Origin of the sequence: Gluconobacter sp. P1C6_b, assembly GCF_018811945.1 — a bacterium.
GTDB lineage: Bacteria > Pseudomonadota > Alphaproteobacteria > Acetobacterales > Acetobacteraceae > Gluconobacter.
The window spans coordinates 25459-42103 of the sequence record NZ_JACRVU010000026.1 but is presented as its reverse complement, the minus strand read 5'-3'; the positions used below and the strand labels follow the sequence as shown (position 1 = coordinate 42103).

Sequence of the window (16645 nt, the reverse complement as noted above, 5' to 3'; positions counted from 1 at the left end):
ACAGGTCTCGGACTACAAGGCCACAGACGCCCTGATGAGCTTGTCCGTTCCAAATCCCAGGGCGATGCTGGCTGATCGGGGCTATGACAGCGACAGTTTCCGCCAGGACCTACTGCTCTACGGGATCCTGCCGATTATTCCATCACGCAAAGGCCGAAGTGCGCCGCAGAAAACAGACTGGCGGCGCTACCAGGACCGTAACCGCATCGAGCGGATGTTCAGCCACCTCAAGCAGATGCGCCGCATCGCSACCCGCTACGACAAGACCGTCCTGTCTTTCATGAGCTTTCTCAACCTCGCCGCCGCGAGGCTCTGGATTGGATCTTTTGTCAACACGGCCTAGCTCTGGCCTGATGGCAGGATGGGATTCAGAGAGACTCAATCGCGTGTAGCGAAAAATCGAATCTGCGGACCCATCCTTAAATACGGAGGAGAGATATAAATGATGTCGGGCCGCCTAAGTCCCAAGATAGAATACACAATATCAATATGTCTTTCGGCGCTCGTTTTCATCATTGCGCGCAACGCGAACTCCGTTTTTTCAATAAAAATATAGAATCGTATTTATCTCTATGAGTTCTGATTTCCATTGGCTTTTTTTTATTATGGTGCTTGCAGCACTATTCGCAGCCTCTCTCCCCGGAATGGCCTTGGATGGGTTTTCTCCACCCGGATTTTGGCGTCGCTATGAAATAATTCTAGCAACAACCTGGCAGGCCTCAATAGCGGCCAGTATAGCTGGAGCAGGGGTATATGAGCTGTTAAAAAGGCTGCCTCCCTCTCCAGAAGAAATACTTTCTAATCTTTCGGATCAGCTGCAAAAGCGATGAAATCGGTGAGATACTGAACATCTGCATCAGTTTCCCGACGCCCCAGAAAGATCTGCTTGGCAATTCCGTTTTCACCCAGTCTGACGGAATGAAGGTCAAAGCGTGAGGCATATTCATCCACCAGCCATCGGGGAAGTGCCGCAACTCCCCGCCCATGCGCCACCATGACCAGCATGATATCCGTCGTCTCGATCTGTTTCTGTTGACGGGGGGCAATACCGGCGGGTTGAAGAAACTGGGTATAGATGTCCAGCCGTTCCGACGGCACGGGATAGGTGATGAGAGTTTCGTCGGCAAGCTGCTCAGGCGTGACGCGATCAACGCCATATAGCCTGTGACCGCTTCCCACGACGAGGACCAGTTCATAATCAAAGACCGGCGTGAAGTTCAGGCCTGGCTTGTAAAGCGGGTCAGGCGTTACGAGAATATCGATCTCATTGCTCAGGATCGCCCCGATGCCGCCGAACTGAAATTTCTGCCGGACATCGACATCCACTTTCGGCCAGCGTTCGAGATAGGGAGAGACAACGTTGAGAAGCCACTGGTAGCAGGGATGACATTCCATCCCGATCCTCAATGTGCCACGCTCACCATTCGCAAACTGCTCCAACCGCTCTTCAGCCAGTGAAAATTGCGGTAACAGCCGGTTTGCGAGAGACAACAGCCATTGACCAGCCTGTGTCAGGATCAGGGACCGGCCTTCGCGTCGCCAGATCTTGACCCCGAGTTGCATCTCGATCTTGCGGACGGCATGGCTGAGAGCAGGCTGGGTCAGATTCAGCCGCGCGCTGGCGGCTGTCAGTGAGCCTTCCCGGGCAACTTCCTGAATAATCATCAGATGATTGCGTTGCAGAACACTCATCTCTTACCGCCTATATGCATTAAATTAATACATTCATGAAAACATATCATTTATATTCATCATTCTAAAGCTCTAGTTGAAATCATCTGAACGTCGGTCATCCCGCCCCATCGATCTGATGCAGTTGATATGAATACGAATTTGCAGCGCCTTCTTTCCGGGAAATTGGCGGACCATCCGTCGCTCTGTCATTCTGACATGCCCGTTCCCGCCCTCTCTTTCGAAGTCCTTCCCCCGCGGACAAACGCGATGGAGCGGCGTTTGTGGCAGTGCATCCGCCGTCTGGCGCCTCTCTCCCCCCGCTTTATCTCGGTAACGTATGGGGCGGGTGGCACGATGCAGGCGCAGACACAGGAGACGGTCCTGCACCTGAAGCAGGAGACGACGCTCATCCCGGCCGCCCATCTGACGTGTGTTGGCGCCACCCGCGAAGAAATCGACGACATCGCCCGCACCTACTGGCAGGCCGGTGTCAGGCATCTCGTGGCTCTGCGCGGCGATGCGCCCGCGGGGACCAACTATACGCCGTATCCAGGTGGTTACGCTTATGCCAGCGATCTGGTCGCAGGCCTGCGTCACATTGCTGACTTTGAAATTTCGGTTGCAGCCTACCCCGAGACGCATCCTACAGCCCTCAGCCCCCAGGCCGACCTCGACAATCTCAAACGCAAGCTCGACGCTGGTGCGACCCGGGTCATCACTCAATACTTCTTTGATGCTTCGACCTATCTGCGCTTTCTTGACCGCTGCCTGGCGGCCGGTATTACGGCCCCGATCGTTCCCGGCATCATGCCCGTGTCGAATTATGATCAGATTGCACGTTTTTCGGCACTCTGTGAGATTACGGTACCATCCTGGCTGACGCACCTGTTTGAAGGAACGGCAAAGAACCCGGAGCTCTGCCGTATCGCGGCGTGTATCGTAGCTGCAGAGCAGGTTCGTACTCTGCAGTCCCACGGAATCAACGAGTTCCATTTCTCTACGCTGAACCGTCCAGATCTGACCTGCGCGATTGCACATCTTCTGGGTGTGCGTCCAGCCAATGAGGCGGATTCATGAAGAAGCAAAATCGGAAATCACGGAAGGGCAATGATGTTTGATGAAACGCAGGACGGATGGTCCCCTGCCAGTACCGGGGCAGATGCCCTGTCCTCGACAGACAAAGCCAGGAATGAACAGGGAATGTCATCCCTGACATGCTCTGCCCCGGAGAGCACTGATCCTGACGTGAAGAGCGAACCTGAATGCCCATGCTGCGTGATCCCCTGGTTCCGCTGAACCAGGGGATCGGCCGATCAGGCTGAGAGTTCTTTGCGCACGATTTCTGCGCCTGCACCCAGAGCATTCAGCTTTCCACGTGCGACACGACGCGACAGAGGCGCCATACCGCAGTTGGTCGATGGATAAAGCTTGTCAGCATCCACGAACTTCAGGGCCTTTCGGAGCGTGCTGGCAACGTCTTCCGGCGTTTCAATAGTATTGGTCGCCACATCGATGGCACCCACCATCACTTTTTTGCCGCGCACAAGCTCAATGAGATCCATCGGAACACGGGAATTCTGGCATTCCAGTGAGATCAGATCGATACTGGATTTCTGCAGCTTCGGGAAGATTTCCTCATACTGCCGCCACTCTGCTCCGAGCGCGTTTTTCCAGTCGATATTGGCTTTGATGCCGTACCCGTAGCAGATATGGACAGCCGTTTCGCATTTCAGACCTTCAACGGCCTTCTCCAGGGTGGCAATGCCCCAGTCATTGACCTCATCAAAAAAGACGTTAAAGGCAGGCTCATCAAACTGGATGATATCGACGCCGGCCGCCTCCAGTTCCCTGGCCTCCTGATTGAGGATCTTCGCAAATTCCCAGGCCAGTTTTTCGCGGCTTTTGTAATGACCGTCGTAAAGCGTATCGATCATCGTCATGGGGCCCGGAAGCGCCCATTTAATCGGTTTTTTCGTCAGCGCCCGCAGATACTTCGCATCTTCGACAAAGACGGGCTTTTCACGGGTTACGGCGCCCACGACTGAGGGCACACTCGCATCGTAACGATTGCGGATCTTGACCGTCTGACGCTTCTCGAAGTCAACGCCACCAAGATGTTCAATGAATGTCGTGACGAAATGCTGACGTGTCTGTTCGCCATCGCTGACGATATCAATGCCAGCACGATCCTGATCGTCCAGCGTCAGACGCAGCGCATCCTGTTTGCCTTCGACCAGTTCCTCCCCCTGCAATTTCCAGGGAGACCAGAGTGTTTCGGGCTTTGCCAGCCAGGACGGTTTGGGCAGGCTGCCGGCCGTTGAGGTGGGGAGCAGTGTTTTCATGGCGGATGACCTTGTGTTCTGGTGTGTTCAGACGGAGTAATGGGCAGACCACTGCTCAAGAACGTCCTGATACGGCTTGATGAAGCTCTCTTCCGTAAACCTGCCCTGCGCGATCGCAAGCTGGCTGCGCTCCTCGCGATCGTAGACAATCCGGGTTACCGAATGATCCTGATGCTTCAGGCTCGGCTGATAGCAGTCAGCCGCAGGAGAATTCGAATTGTAGATTTCGGGACGGTAAATCTTCTGAAAAGATTCCATCGTGCTGATGGTGCTGATGAGCTCCATATTGGAATAATCGGAGAGCAGATCGCCAAAGAAATAAAAGGCCAGAGGCGCGGACGCATTCTCAGGCATGAAATACCTGACCTTCATGCCCATTTTTCCGAAGTACTGATCTGTCAGCGAAAATTCCCGCTGCTCGTACTCAACGCCCAGCACCGGGTGATGATTCCTAGTCCTGTAATAAGTCCTGTTGCTTGAAACGCTCAGGCATATGACAGGCATTTTCCTGAAATGGCTCTTGTAGCACTCTGAATTGATAAAGCACTTGAACAGGTTACCATGAAGATCACCAAAACGATCAGGCGTTCTGAATTCTGACTGATCTTTATTGTGCTTCAACAGCAGGACACTGAAATCATAGTCGCGGACGTAGGATGAAAAATTATTCCCGACAATTCCCGGGATGCGTTTATCGTCTTTCTTGTCAAAGATAGAAGTGTTCAGCACTTCTATCAGGGGAAAAGACTCATTTTTACCTTCGGACCTGATAGTCATTTCAGCAGAAATGATATCAACACCCACAGAATAGCGGTCTCCGTTGGGATTGTCCCAATGCGCCAGGGAATTGAAACGGTTATCAATCATGCACAGAACATTCCGCAGGTTTTCCTGCCGGTGTTCCCCGCGCGCCAGATTGGCAAAATTGGTTGTCAGACGTGTGCTGTCTGAGGGCGTGTAATCTTCATTAAATGGGATTTTCTTGATATTGAATGTAAATTCAACCGACATGATAGATACTGCCTAGATTACTGAAGATCCAAAATTATTCCCTTTTTTTTATTCAGGAATGTTTCTTCAGTTTGCGTTTCAGAGCGATGCAGAATCTTATGCCCGAGAGGTTCGTTGAATAAAAATGATTTTATTTCATTTAAGTATGAATCTCATTCATGTATGACGCGACGCTTTGCCAGCAGACAAGGATATGACCGTGCGCCTCACACATGAACCGCACGGCCTGTTCCAGCAGACAGTCATGGATATTACCAACTGTATCATATGCTGGCCTAAGCATTGCGACGCTCTCCATAGTAACACTGTCCGTCGGCTCCATAGGCGAAGCAGTTTGCAATATAATTTTTGTCAAACAGGTTCCTGACACTGGCAGCGACCTTCCAGCCATGCAGAGAATGGGACATGTTCTTAGGTTCAGGACCCATTGATTTGATTGTGAAAAACTGATTCAGGCTCTGTGAGGAGACTGAAGATGAGCGACCTGTTTTGGCTGACGGATGAACAGATGGAGCGTCTGCGGCCGTTCTTTCCCAAAAGCCACGGCAAACCACGCGTTGATGACCGCCGTGTGCTGAGCGGCATCATTTTTGTGAACCGCAATGGTCTGCGCTGGCGTGATGCGCCCCGGGAATACGGTCCACATAAGACGCTCTACAACTGCTGGAAGCGTTGGGGTGACATGGGCATTTTCATACGAATGATGGATGGCCTGTCTGCTGCGAAAACTGAGCCTCAGACGATTATGATTGATGCGACGTATCTCAAGGCGCACCGCACGGCTTCGAGCCTGCGGCTAAAAAAGGGGATCCAGGCCGCCTGATCGGTCGCACGAAAGGCGGGATGAACACCAGGCTGCATGAGGTCACCGATCAGAACGGACGACCGCTGAGCTTTTTCATGACTGCGGGGGAGATCAGCGATTATACCGGTGCCTCTGCCTTGCTGGACAATCTTCCTGCAGCACAATGGATGCTGGGAGATCGCGGGTATGACGCTGACTGGTTCTAGGACGCCCTGGAGGAGAAAGGGATCAAACCCTGCATTCCGGGACGGAAATCCCGCGGAAAACCGGTCAAATACGATAAGAGAAAATATAAACGCCGCAACCGCATCGAGATCATGTTCGGAAGGCTCAAGGACTGGCGGCGGGTCGCAACACGCTACGACAGATGCCCGACCGTCTTCTTCTCAGTCATCTGCAGCGCCGCAACCGGCATCTTCTGGCTATGAGTCCTGAGCCTGGCGTAGCCCGCGTTATTCACAACGATATCAACCGCCCGAAATGCGTGAGGCAGCGTCGATCGCCTCGCGCGCAGCAGCGGCATCCGTTATATCGAGGGCGACCGGAAGCACGCAGGCGCCATATTTTTCGACCAGTTCCGCCAGCTGTTCGGGGCGGCGGCCCGTCGCAACGATGGAATCACCTGCCTCAAGCGCAGCCGTAGCCAACGAACGGCCAAAGCCGCGTGAAGACCCTGTTATCAACCAGACATGTCGAATCATGATGTATTTTCCTTTTGAAGTTTGAGAAATTCGTTGGCCCCCCTGCTGGATCAGCGAACTGAACGGATGGGCACGATCAGCAAGGCCGAGCCAATGCAGAGGAAGGCTGCAAGCGCGAACATTGAGGGATAACCACCGAGCCTGACGGCCATTGCGGTAAGCATTGGTGCAAAGATTCCGCCCAGCGTATTGGCGACTGTGAAGCCGAGGTCCTTACCGCGTGTCTTGGGGTTCGGCAGAACTTCCGTCGCCAGGGCGCCATGAACGGCGAGATTGACCAAGGCCCAGCTCAGCCCAGCAGCAGAAGGATTGAGGCTCCGATCAGGAAGGAAGACAGGCAGGTAAGTGGCTTGCGACGACGGCTACTGCCGGGACCGGTAGAAGTCATGACGCGCGGGCGTGACCGCTGGACCCTGTTCTATTAGCCCACAGGTGATGACCTGCTGATCGAGGTCAGTGCGCAGGAACGGGTGTGACTATCGTGCCTGTCGCCTGCCTCACGCCGCCCGGTATCAGATGCCGGGCGGCACAGGCCGTTCCGGTTACTTCGCATTTTCCACGACAAGCTTTCCGTCCCGGACGCCATACTGCTTCTGATTATCCGGTCCGATCAGCGACGAGGCATCGCTTGCAAACGTTACGGGCAGGGAGACGGGTAACTTTACGGGACGGTAATTCCCTGCATCATTCACATCCCCTACCCCGACATACTGCGCAATGTAGGGGTAGGGATAAACCGGCCGACTGGCGATCGCTGCCGCATCCGGCCGGGCGTAAGGCTGGCTGGGCATGGGGGCCATGTGGATCTGGCCACCAGCCGGCGGCTTGCCGTGCCCTTCGGGCGGCGGTCCCATCGGTCCATCACCGTGGGCTGTCTTTTCCGTACGAATAGCGTTGGGCGCAATGCCAGATTCCGTCCAGGCCATGAGCGGGGACAGAAAATCGACCTGTGGGAAGCCCTCACCGTTTCCACAATGTCCCACACCGGGCAGCAGATAGAATTTCAGGAAACTGTCAGTCTGCTCCACACCCATTTCCCGCTGCACGCCCTGATAATACGCGATGGTGTTCAGGGGCGAGATCGACTGGTCCGCCAACCCGTGCCACAGGATCAAGCGGCCACCGTGCTTGTGGAACGTACGGAGGTTTGTGTTATCGGCATTATACAGTGGTGCCAGCTTGGTCATGGTGGCGAAGGACGCGTCATCAAAATGAAAGCGGGTCAGGTCAGCCGCTTTTTCATCCACCTGCAGCGGAATGACATAGGCAATGGCGGAAGCGGCAATACCCTGGCTCATGGACTCTCCGCGCGCTGTGGCAGGCAGCGCCCATTGCAGTTCTGAACCCGGCAGTGGACCACCGATGATGTATGGGCGCCCCGCCGCATCTGTGGCCCCCTTGTAAAGCCGTAGCGCCGCCTGCGTTTCTTCCGCTGTCAGGCAGTGCGATGTGTCACTCTGGCCTGCCGCGCACTGTACCCACACGGGATCGAAATGGCAGGCGCGAGGTTCTTCCAGAATGCCGTCCTTTACACCCGAAAGCGTATCGCAGTGACGGATAACGGCGTCATGCAGCACCCCCACACGGTTTTGCAGCAGGATATTGGTGCCATCGGCACGCTGGTTCCCGCGCACGTTCCACGCATGGTAAAAGGAGTTCTGCACGGTAAACAGTGCGGCCGGAGCCCCTGCGGAAATCCCGTCAAAATCCTCGGGGTAGCGCTGCGCCTCCATCAGGGCTTCACGCCCGCCATCGGAACATCCTACAAAGTACGAATATTTCGGGGCCTGGCCGTAGAAGGCCGCCGTCAGGGCCTTAGCCGCCAGAGCGGTAACATGGTTGGCGCGATAGGCGAAATCGATGCGTTTTTGCGGGTCTTTACCGAATTCGCCCTGCGCCAGCCCCATCATGGAGCCAGTATGGCCCATATCATCTCCCGCCATGACGAATTCGCCATTTAGGGCCGGAACACATGCTCCCGCGTTGCTGACGCCCACTTGCGTCATTCCGCACAGGCCACCGCAACCGCCGAGCAGAAAGCGCTGGGTCCAGTGCTCCATGGGCAGATCGACTTCAAAGGAAATCGTTGGCGCAATCTGCCCCGTGACTTTGCAGAATTTACCCTTTGGGGTCTGGAGCAGGGCCGCCTTCTGACCGTGAACTTCGGCCCCGAGGGCATGTGTCAGATCGACATTGTCCAGCGCTTCACATGACAGGATAGGTCTTACCACCGGCAGACTGACAATATCTGCGGCTCGTGCCAGGTTCGAGAGCACAGAGAGGAGGCAGATGCCCGGTCCCACAATCCACAAAAAGGCGGTCAGCTTTAGAAGTATTCTTTTCATCGCAGGTAAAATGCCCCGTTCAGTCAATCGTTCGATGCGGTTCATTAGCCAAATTTACGCGATGGCGCGTCAAGCAGAATGTATGGATTTGTAATAAAGGCAACTATTCAGAGCACCCGGCAACCCGTTACTCAACCTTCCATGCTTCCTTGTAGCCAAACCCGTTCCTGTTATCGGTCGCCTTGATGTAAAGCGGCGTAAACGCCCAGTAGACAGGCTGAAGATGGGCTGGAATAGAAAACCGGGACATATAAAGATTTGCCGCCAGTTCCCGGTCCTCAATGCCCAACCTCCGCACAGACCCCTCCATCTGCAATCCCCGCAGGAGAGGAATGGAGTTGTCCTGACCACTGACTGTTGCTACCCCTCGCCCTGCCTGCCCCAGCAGAATGCCGTGGCGGGTCGAAGGGTCTGTCACAAACAGCAGGCGTGCACGTAGTGGGTCAAAAACATAGAATATAGGCGCTGCCCAGTGCTGATGCCCGGCGCAAACCGCCAGGGACATGACATGGAATTCTTCTACCAGGGCATCAATCCGGGGGGTAAATATGGTCATGGTCCGACAAACCTTAGCCATATGGTGGTCATGGGCATGGCCAGCACCAGTGCGGGCAGCATATTACCAACCGGGAATTTGACAATGCCGCATATCCGGAAGCCGGTTGCCAGCATCAGCACACCCCCTACGGCTGCAAAATTGTCGTTCATAAGCGGGGTTGTCAGCGGGGCAAGGTAAGTCGCACCTGTCGCAAGGGCCAGCAGAACTGCCAGTTGAGGAATGCATATGGCTGCAACGGCAAAGCCGAGCGTTGTTGCAAAAATGGCGGCGGTCAGGAAGTCCAGAACAGATTTGGCCAGCAGGATGGAGGGATCTCCCGTCATACCTTCATGAATGGCACCGAATATGCCAGTTCCGCTTGCGCAGAAGAGAATGGTAAGGGCAACGAAGCGTTCGAGAAATACTTCTGGCATCAGATCTGCAGGCATAGGCACAAAGCGTCCCAGTAACCGGTTTCCCCATGTGGAAACCGCGCCCAGATGAGTCTCCAAAGCGCAACTTTCCCCTATGATGACACCAAGCAGCAGGGATAAGACCATCACGGCAACGGCATGGCCGTGGACAATCAGCGAAACACCCATTCCCATGGATGCCAGACCGAACATCATAGGCAGACCATCTTTCAGGCGTTGTGGAATATGGGGGCACTATGGCGGATGATATCGGCACTTGTGCGCGGCGCCGCGTAAATGGSGGRAACAGGGGGRAAAATGATACCGCCATATTCGGTCACGGCCAGCATGTTACGCAGATGACCCAGATGAAGTGGCGCCTCCCGCGTCATCATCACCAGACGCCGCCTTTCCTTGAGCGCGACATCGGCCGCGCGCGTGACAAGATTATCCGTCACTCCCGATGCAATTGCACCAAGCGTATGCATGGAGCACGGGGCGATAATCATGCCTTCGGTACGAAATGACCCACTTGAAATGGGTGCGCCTAGCGCACCTGGTGAGTGGATATGGGTGGCAAGGGCATACACGTCCTCAGCAGACAGACCTGTTTCATGCTCCCGCGTCAGTTGCGCACCACGGGACATGACGAGATGCGTCTCGATCTCCGCTTCCCGTAATAGACGCAAGACATCAACTCCATACTGGAAGCCCGATGCTCCCGTAATACCGACGACAATCCGTTTTCGGGTCATTGAAAGCTCCCGTTCTGAAGGTGTTTCCTGATGACGGCAGAAGTACAGAACCTGTCTGCCTGCGCGGGATGACGGACCGGCAAACAGGTTCCTGCAACATTACATGCCCGCTTTGGGAAAGATCGAAGGTGCGAACGGATGCGGATCGACTTCGCGGAACTGCGCACGCACAAAATGCTCTTTCAGTTTCCACGGATAGGTGCAGTCAAAGATCGTCTTACACGACACGCCTTTTCCAGGGATTGAGGGATCGTACTCCGGCACCTGCGAGGGATCGAGCACATGACCCGTTACCCCAGGCAGAAACATGGTATCCACATTGCCCTGATACCGGGTCTGCATGGCCCAGAGCACATCGTTACTGTCGAACAGATCGACATCATCATCCACGATGATGACGTTCTTGAGTTCGCGATAAACTGCTAGCGCAATCAGCGCGGCCTGACGCGCCTTACCCGCATCGCCCGCACTACGCTGGCAGACCTGAAGGATCGCCAGCAGCTTTCCTCCACCCGCGCTATGCGCATAAACATTTTTCACAAACCCCGGCAGCGCCTTGTCACAGGCGTTGAAAATACTGGCTTCTGTTGGAATGCCTGCCAGATTCACATGCTCTTCACCCGGCCCGACCAATGTCTGCAAAATAGCGTTCTTCCGCATGGTCACGGCCTTGACCTTGATCACCGGCAGGGCTGGATTGGCAGGACCGTTATAACCGGGGAATTCGGGCATCGCATGGCCAGTATTGGTGTTGACATCCTCCCGTATCCGCCGTCCTGGCAGGATCTCGCCTTCAATCACGATTTCGGCCCTGGCGATGGAGCGCTCTTTCACCGTCACAGCATCTACGAGTTCAACCGCTCTACCACGCAGCCCGCCAGCTACGGTCAGTTCATCAAAGCCCAGAGGTGTGGTGGGGGCCTCGAAACACGCCCCGATCGGGATGGCAGGATCCAGACCCATATTGATGGTAATGGGCAATGCCTCGCCCCGCTCTTCCGCCTTGGCACGGAAAGCATCGATATGGCGGCCAGGCGCGAAAAAGACCGAGAGTTCATCGCGCCCCTGCACGCACAGACGATGAATAGTCACGTCTGTATGGCCGTTATCCGGATCGCTACCCAGTAGCAGGCCGAGGCAGAAATACGGACCAGCATCCTCTTCCGTATTAGTTGGGGCCGGGAGAAGATTACGCAGGTCAAAGTGCGGGTCATCAGCCCGAAAGACCTGTTCCTGACACGGAGCGGACTGCCCCTTGAGGACGACCGGAGCAATCCCGTTAAGGACCGCCTCGCCCATCCGCCGCCCAAGCTCTTCGGGTCTGCTGTCAAGCAGTAAGGCCACGCGCTCACGTTTTGCCATAAGGCCAACCAGTACGCGTGCACCGGGGTAGCCTTTCACATTCTCGAACATCATCGCCGGACCGGTTCTGGTCGGACGCATGACGGTACCCCCAGCCCCGACACGTTTATAAACACCCGCCAGTTCGGAGCGGGGGTCGATCTCATGGTCTGTTGAAATCAGTTCATCTGGAGACTGCTCAAGCCTAACCAAAGCGGAGCGTAGATCGATGACCGGTGAGTTGGCTGCGTGATCTGTTCTGTTCATGACATTGTCCTTCCTGTCGCAAAAGGAAGGCTATCCGGCCACCATAATATGTTCCATATTCACTATGTGGTATTATTGATAAGTCAAATGTTATGGATGAACATCTAACGTCTGTTTCTCTACGCCGGCTGGCTGTCTTTCTCACTGTGTGCGAAACCCTCCATGTCGCTCGTGCGGCTGAAAAGCTCGACATCGCACAGCCCGCGCTCAGCCAGCAGATCAAGGCTCTGGAAGAGGCTCTTGGTGCCCAGCTGTTCCATCGTCGCAAGCGAGGCATTGATCTGACCAGTGCTGGTCATGCCTGCCGGGAGGCGGCACAGCACCTCCTAAAGAGCCATCACAACCTGATCGACGGGGTGCGAAGCATTGCCCGTGGTGAGATGGGCCAGCTTGTTCTGGGGCATGTCGGATCGGCCTTGGCGGGGCGGATTTTCCCCAACCATCTACAGAGAATGAAACAGCACTTCCCTGAAGTGCAGATCACGTTGGCTGAAAAATCCATCTCGGATCTTGTCAGTGCTGTCACAAAAAAGGACATCGATGTTGCTCTGGTACGAGATCTTGAAGCTGTTCCTTCCATCTGCAGCACACGACGATACATAACGGAAAAGTTATTTGTTCTACTTCCGGAAAACCATCCCCTTGCATCCCGAACCGACCTTTCCATACGGGCAATCCATGCCACTCCGCTGATTGGTTTTCAGGATCCGGACGAAGTCGGCATCGCACGTATTGCGCAACAAATAGCCGAAAAAAACGGCCTCTCTCTTGAGCCATCATGGAAAGTGACCAATATCGGCAGCATTTTCGGAATGGTTCACGCAGGTTTTGGCCTGTCCATCGTTGCCGAGAGTGTGACAGCACTTCTGCCTGCCGGTCTGAGCGCCCTCCCCCTGACTGAACCTGATGCAGAATCAACCCTGTTTCTATTGTGGAACAGAGAGCATATCTCGCCAGCATTACAGAAATTCATTGAGCTTTCCTAGATTCAGGACTCATAGCCATAACATGACAGTGGCGGCGAGGCAGATGGCCGAGAAGAAGACGGTGGGGCCCCTGTCGTAGCGCGTGGCGACGCGCCGCCAGTCCTTGAACCTGTCGAACATGATTTCGATACGATTGCGGCGCCGGTATTTGCGCTTGTCGCAACGGACTGGCGCCGTGCGGGATTTTCGGCCTGGAATGCAGGGTCTGATCCCTTTTTCTTCCAGTCCCTCCCTGAACCAGTCGGCGTCATAGCCGCGATCGGCCAGGAGACACTTTTGCCGCGGGAAAACTGTCCAGAAGGGCCGCAGCGCCCGTATAATCGCTGATCTGACCAGCCGTCATGAAAAAGCTGAGCAGCCGCCCATTCCTGTCTGTCACTGCATACAGTTTCGTGTTCATGCCACCCTTGGTGCGCCTGATCAGGCGGCCTGTATCCCCTTTTTTACCCGCAGGCTCGATGCCGTACGGTGCGCCTTGAGATACGTTGCATCAATCATGATGGTCTGGTGATCCGACCTGCCAGCCGCCAAGCCGTCCAGCATGCGGATGAAGATCCCCATGGCGCTCCAACGTTTCCAGCGGTTGTAGAGCGTCTTGTGCGGCCCATACTCCTGCGGAGCATCCCGCCAACGTAGCCCGTTGCGGTTCACGAAGATGATCCCGCTTAACACGCGCCGCTCATCGATACGTGACCTGCCATGCCTCTTTGGAAAGAACGGCTCCAGCCGGGTCATCTCTTCGCCCGTCAGCCAATACAGGTCGCTCATCTTCAGTCTCCTTGCAGAGCCTGAATCAGATCTCCTCATTCAAATCAATGAGGCCTGACCCTAAGCACTTAAATTGCTATAATTGGAATATATTTTTTTTCTGTTGTGGAAAACAGAATATAATTTGACATTGATATCATATATTTGCCTCAATGTCGGCGCGGGGCTTCGGGCTCACCGCTTCCGATTGCGGTCGGTTCAGCATTTCCAAGTCGTCATCCGGCGTAAGGCCGTACGAGAAAGGTTGAGCGATGAATGTCAGGGATCTGGAATATTTCATTTCTGTAGCGGAATGTGGTTCATTCTCCCGCGCCTCTGTCCAGCTGGGTCGCCCTCAACCCGTGCTCAGCCGCCATATCCGTGAACTTGAGACAGAACTGCGGGTTCCGCTCCTTTATCGAAATGGTCGCGGCGTCGTCATGACACAGGCAGGTGAACGCCTGAAGCAGCTTGGTGCTACGATCATCCGCCAGATCCAGGAAGCACAGAACCAGATTCGCCTCCTTTCCCCGGACCATCTGGACTCTGCGGCCATCGGAATGCCTGCCAGCGTCAGCGCCATTCTGCTGCCACCGCTCGCCCGTGCCCTGCGCGACGCCCATGCAAATGCCGAACTCCGTTTCCTCGATGGCTGCAACGGCGATCTGCTGAACAGCCTGAATGCCGGTTCGCTGAATGTTGCACTGCTTTATGATGCACCCGGTATTGCTCATCCCAATCTGGAAGCCGTACTCTCGCAGCCCCTCTATCTCATCGAAGCCTGTATGGGCGGGCTGGAAACACCAGAGACTGAGGCGACAATTGAAGCTGCAGAACTTACCAGCATCCCGCTGGTTCTTCCTGGGAAACGCCATGGCCTGCGGCAGATCGTCGCCGCATGGGCCAACCGGAACGCGCTTGATCTGACGGTGCAGTGCGAATGTGATTCCTATTCTTCCATGCTTCAGGTGGTCTCTTCCGGCATGGCAGCGACCCTTCTGCCGGCAGCATCCCTGAAACGCGAAATTCTCTCCGGCTATTTTCGCTGCCGACTGATCACGAAACCCGCACTCTACCGCACCATCGCACTCGCAGCATCCCAAAGCCGTCCGGTTAACGCCGGACTTGTCACCCAGATCAAGAAAATGATCGAAACTGTTCAGGACGATTTTCTCTGGCCCCAACTTCCGGGAAACACACAGCCAGACATACGGGCAATCCAGACATCTTCTCTGAGTGGCGCCTTACAGGCAGCGGAAGAGATTATTCTCTGAGGCCATTCAGGACGAATGGCCTCCCGCGCTGCTGTCAGACCGAAATCCTGAGATATTCCTGCGACTGTTTCGAGACACCACGGATTGCCGTGACCTCAAATTCCACCTTCAGATCATCGCGCGCCAGAGGTGTGCAGGCCATTGTCGCTGCCGGATCAATTCCTTTGAAAACTTCCCCCAGCACCAGAGCCACGGGAGCCATATTCGCTCGATCCGGAACATGCGTGATGATTCGCACCACATGGGCAAGAGACGATCCCACCGCATTGAGCGCCCCCTCGATCGTCTGAAGCGCGCGTCGGGCCTGGATCGCAACGTCAGGCGAGATTTCCCGCGTTCTGTAATCGATACCTGCCGTATTGGCGACAAAAAGCATGTCACCCACTGCCACCAGTCGCGAATAGCTGTTGCGCTCTTCGTACATGCTTCCTGCTTTGACCTTGATGATATCCGGCATCTGTCTTTCTCCGAAAAAAGAAAGGGTCTCATCAAAAAGTATTGCTCACCGCAGCATTTTTTTCTTTCCATAACAGCTATACATAAAACTGCCTTGGTCCCCTTCCGGCGTCATGGAAAAACACGGACCGGACCTTGCAGCACAGGAATCCGCATCATGACTGAACAACCCATTATTTCCCTGTACCGGGACATCGCTATGCCTCAGTTGGGGCTGGGTGTCTGGCAAACTCCCGTCGATCAGACGGCAGATGTCGTCAAATGTGCAATTGCTGCCGGCTATCGCGCTGTCGATACCGCCGCGATCTACGGCAATGAGGAAGGGGTTGGAACGGGACTTGAAGGACACCCCGAAATTTTCCTCACAACCAAGCTCTGGAATACGGATCAGGGCTTCGACAAGACCCTGCGCGCTTTCGACGTAAGCAGCCGCAGGCTTGGCCGGACGTCAATCGATCTCTACCTTATCCACTGGCCGGCACCCCGCCTCGATCTCTATGTCGAAAGCTGGAAGGCCATGATCCACCTGCGGGACGAAGGCCGTGTTCGCGCGATTGGCGTCTCGAATTTCACGCAAACCCATCTTGAACGGATTATCGGGGAAACAGGTGTCACCCCGGCGCTCAACCAGATCGAGCTCCATCCCGAATTCCAGCAGCACAGCCTGCGGGACTTTCACGCATCAAACGGCATCCATACACAATCCTGGAGCCCGCTTGGACAGGGGCGCACGCTGAACAGTCCGATCATCGGCAAAATCGCGGAGAAGCATGGTAAATCTCCAGCGCAGATCATCATCCGCTGGCATCTTCAGAGCGGCCTGATCGTGATCCCGAAATCGGTCACGCCCTCCAGAATCGCGGAAAACATCGCCGTCTTCGATTTTTCACTCGACGCGGAGGATATGGCGCAGATCGCGACGATGGACCGTCCCGACGGCCGCATCGGTCCAGACCCTCTGACGGCAGATTTTTGAGGCCTTCAGGTCCT

The 16645-nt window shown here is 55.1% G+C and carries 16 protein-coding genes and 3 pseudogenes; 6 read left to right on the top strand and 13 right to left on the bottom strand.

Going from position 1 to position 16645, the window contains the following annotated elements:
• Positions 1–343, top strand: a 343-nt coding sequence (locus tag KP701_RS13820) for a transposase (RefSeq protein ID WP_215747541.1), incomplete at its 5' end; no start/stop codon positions are given.
• Between the two features lie 455 nt (positions 344–798).
• Here KP701_RS13820 and KP701_RS13815 read toward each other — a convergent pair.
• A complete protein-coding gene (locus KP701_RS13815) occupies positions 799–1692 on the bottom strand; it encodes a LysR family transcriptional regulator (protein WP_215747540.1) in 894 nt (297 codons plus the stop codon).
• Positions 1693–1821: 129 nt separating this feature from the next.
• On the opposite strand from KP701_RS13815, the gene metF reads away from it, so the two are divergent.
• Positions 1822–2751 (top strand): methylenetetrahydrofolate reductase [NAD(P)H], encoded by a 930-nt coding sequence (metF, locus tag KP701_RS13810; RefSeq protein ID WP_215747539.1) that lies wholly within the window; start codon positions 1822–1824, stop codon positions 2749–2751.
• A gap of 236 nt (positions 2752–2987) precedes the next feature.
• Here the strand turns inward: metF and KP701_RS13805 are convergent, their stop codons facing one another.
• The 3 genes and pseudogenes from KP701_RS13805 to KP701_RS16585 all read right to left on the bottom strand — a co-directional run.
• Positions 2988–4016, bottom strand: coding sequence for a methionine synthase (locus tag KP701_RS13805; RefSeq protein WP_215747538.1), 1029 nt, complete (start codon positions 4014–4016; stop codon positions 2988–2990).
• Positions 4017–4043: 27 nt separating this feature from the next.
• Positions 4044–5027 (bottom strand): DUF1852 domain-containing protein, encoded by a 984-nt coding sequence (locus tag KP701_RS13800; RefSeq protein WP_215747537.1) that lies wholly within the window; start codon positions 5025–5027, stop codon positions 4044–4046.
• A gap of 275 nt (positions 5028–5302) precedes the next feature.
• Positions 5303–5437: pseudogene (locus KP701_RS16585) on the bottom strand (TonB-dependent receptor); the annotation flags it as partial.
• Between the two features lie 65 nt (positions 5438–5502).
• Between KP701_RS16585 and KP701_RS13795 the strand changes: the two are divergent.
• A pseudogene (locus KP701_RS13795) lies at positions 5503–6260 on the top strand (IS5 family transposase).
• 39 nt (positions 6261–6299) lie between these two features.
• On the opposite strand, the gene KP701_RS13790 reads toward KP701_RS13795, so the two are convergent.
• From KP701_RS13790 to KP701_RS13760, 7 genes are all read right to left on the bottom strand, one after another.
• The gene (locus KP701_RS13790; protein ID WP_215747536.1) at positions 6300–6533 is read right to left on the bottom strand and encodes an SDR family NAD(P)-dependent oxidoreductase; all 234 of its coding nucleotides are present in this window, start codon (positions 6531–6533) and stop codon (positions 6300–6302) included.
• A 50-nt stretch (positions 6534–6583) separates the two neighbouring features.
• Positions 6584–6814, bottom strand: a complete 231-nt coding sequence (locus tag KP701_RS13785) for a hypothetical protein (RefSeq protein ID WP_215747535.1) — start codon at positions 6812–6814, stop codon at positions 6584–6586.
• Positions 6815–7075: 261 nt separating this feature from the next.
• On the bottom strand, positions 7076–8764 hold the full coding sequence (locus KP701_RS13780) for a tannase/feruloyl esterase family alpha/beta hydrolase (protein WP_371818987.1): 1689 nt from the start codon (positions 8762–8764) through the stop codon (positions 7076–7078).
• A 241-nt stretch (positions 8765–9005) separates the two neighbouring features.
• On the bottom strand, positions 9006–9434 hold the full coding sequence (locus KP701_RS13775) for a pyridoxamine 5'-phosphate oxidase family protein (protein ID WP_215747533.1): 429 nt from the start codon (positions 9432–9434) through the stop codon (positions 9006–9008).
• The gene (locus tag KP701_RS13770) at positions 9431–10045 is read right to left on the bottom strand and encodes a DUF554 domain-containing protein (RefSeq protein WP_252345632.1); all 615 of its coding nucleotides are present in this window, start codon (positions 10043–10045) and stop codon (positions 9431–9433) included. The genes KP701_RS13775 and KP701_RS13770 overlap by 4 nt, the downstream gene beginning before the upstream one ends.
• A gap of 14 nt (positions 10046–10059) precedes the next feature.
• Positions 10060–10584 (bottom strand): UbiX family flavin prenyltransferase, encoded by a 525-nt coding sequence (locus tag KP701_RS13765; RefSeq protein ID WP_215747532.1) that lies wholly within the window; start codon positions 10582–10584, stop codon positions 10060–10062.
• A gap of 99 nt (positions 10585–10683) precedes the next feature.
• Positions 10684–12192, bottom strand: a complete 1509-nt coding sequence (locus tag KP701_RS13760) for a UbiD family decarboxylase (protein ID WP_215747531.1) — start codon at positions 12190–12192, stop codon at positions 10684–10686.
• A gap of 92 nt (positions 12193–12284) precedes the next feature.
• Here KP701_RS13760 and KP701_RS13755 point away from each other — a divergent pair, with 92 nt between their 5' ends.
• The gene (locus tag KP701_RS13755) at positions 12285–13178 is read left to right on the top strand and encodes a LysR substrate-binding domain-containing protein (protein WP_215747530.1); all 894 of its coding nucleotides are present in this window, start codon (positions 12285–12287) and stop codon (positions 13176–13178) included.
• Positions 13179–13187: 9 nt separating this feature from the next.
• Here KP701_RS13755 and KP701_RS13750 read toward each other — a convergent pair.
• Positions 13188–13946, bottom strand: a pseudogene (locus tag KP701_RS13750) (IS5 family transposase).
• A gap of 251 nt (positions 13947–14197) precedes the next feature.
• Here KP701_RS13750 and KP701_RS13745 point away from each other — a divergent pair.
• On the top strand, positions 14198–15199 hold the full coding sequence (locus tag KP701_RS13745) for a LysR family transcriptional regulator (protein ID WP_215747529.1): 1002 nt from the start codon (positions 14198–14200) through the stop codon (positions 15197–15199).
• Between the two features lie 34 nt (positions 15200–15233).
• On the opposite strand, the gene KP701_RS13740 is transcribed toward KP701_RS13745, so the two are convergent.
• On the bottom strand, positions 15234–15656 hold the full coding sequence (locus KP701_RS13740) for a Rid family hydrolase (protein WP_215747528.1): 423 nt from the start codon (positions 15654–15656) through the stop codon (positions 15234–15236).
• Positions 15657–15812: 156 nt separating this feature from the next.
• Between KP701_RS13740 and KP701_RS13735 the strand changes: the two genes are divergently transcribed.
• Positions 15813–16631 (top strand): aldo/keto reductase, encoded by an 819-nt coding sequence (locus KP701_RS13735; RefSeq protein ID WP_215747527.1) that lies wholly within the window; start codon positions 15813–15815, stop codon positions 16629–16631.
• Positions 16632–16645 lie beyond the last annotated feature (14 nt).

What these genes read in the sequence shown, in the direction of transcription:
- KP701_RS13815 (WP_215747540.1), bottom strand. Translation starts at nt 1,692, where the DNA reads ATGAGTGTTCTGCAACGCAATCATCTGATGATTATTCAGGAAGTTGCC.
- metF (WP_215747539.1), top strand. Translation starts at nt 1,822, where the DNA reads ATGAATACGAATTTGCAGCGCCTTCTTTCCGGGAAATTGGCGGACCAT.
- KP701_RS13805 (WP_215747538.1), bottom strand. Translation starts at nt 4,016, where the DNA reads ATGAAAACACTGCTCCCCACCTCAACGGCCGGCAGCCTGCCCAAACCG.
- KP701_RS13800 (WP_215747537.1), bottom strand. Translation starts at nt 5,027, where the DNA reads ATGTCGGTTGAATTTACATTCAATATCAAGAAAATCCCATTTAATGAA.
- KP701_RS13790 (WP_215747536.1), bottom strand. Translation starts at nt 6,533, where the DNA reads ATGATTCGACATGTCTGGTTGATAACAGGGTCTTCACGCGGCTTTGGC.
- KP701_RS13775 (WP_215747533.1), bottom strand. Translation starts at nt 9,434, where the DNA reads ATGACCATATTTACCCCCCGGATTGATGCCCTGGTAGAAGAATTCCAT.
- KP701_RS13770 (WP_252345632.1), bottom strand. Translation starts at nt 10,045, where the DNA reads ATGATGTTCGGTCTGGCATCCATGGGAATGGGTGTTTCGCTGATTGTC.
- KP701_RS13760 (WP_215747531.1), bottom strand. Translation starts at nt 12,192, where the DNA reads ATGAACAGAACAGATCACGCAGCCAACTCACCGGTCATCGATCTACGC.
- KP701_RS13755 (WP_215747530.1), top strand. Translation starts at nt 12,285, where the DNA reads ATGGATGAACATCTAACGTCTGTTTCTCTACGCCGGCTGGCTGTCTTT.
- KP701_RS13745 (WP_215747529.1), top strand. Translation starts at nt 14,198, where the DNA reads ATGAATGTCAGGGATCTGGAATATTTCATTTCTGTAGCGGAATGTGGT.
- KP701_RS13740 (WP_215747528.1), bottom strand. Translation starts at nt 15,656, where the DNA reads ATGCCGGATATCATCAAGGTCAAAGCAGGAAGCATGTACGAAGAGCGC.
- KP701_RS13735 (WP_215747527.1), top strand. Translation starts at nt 15,813, where the DNA reads ATGACTGAACAACCCATTATTTCCCTGTACCGGGACATCGCTATGCCT.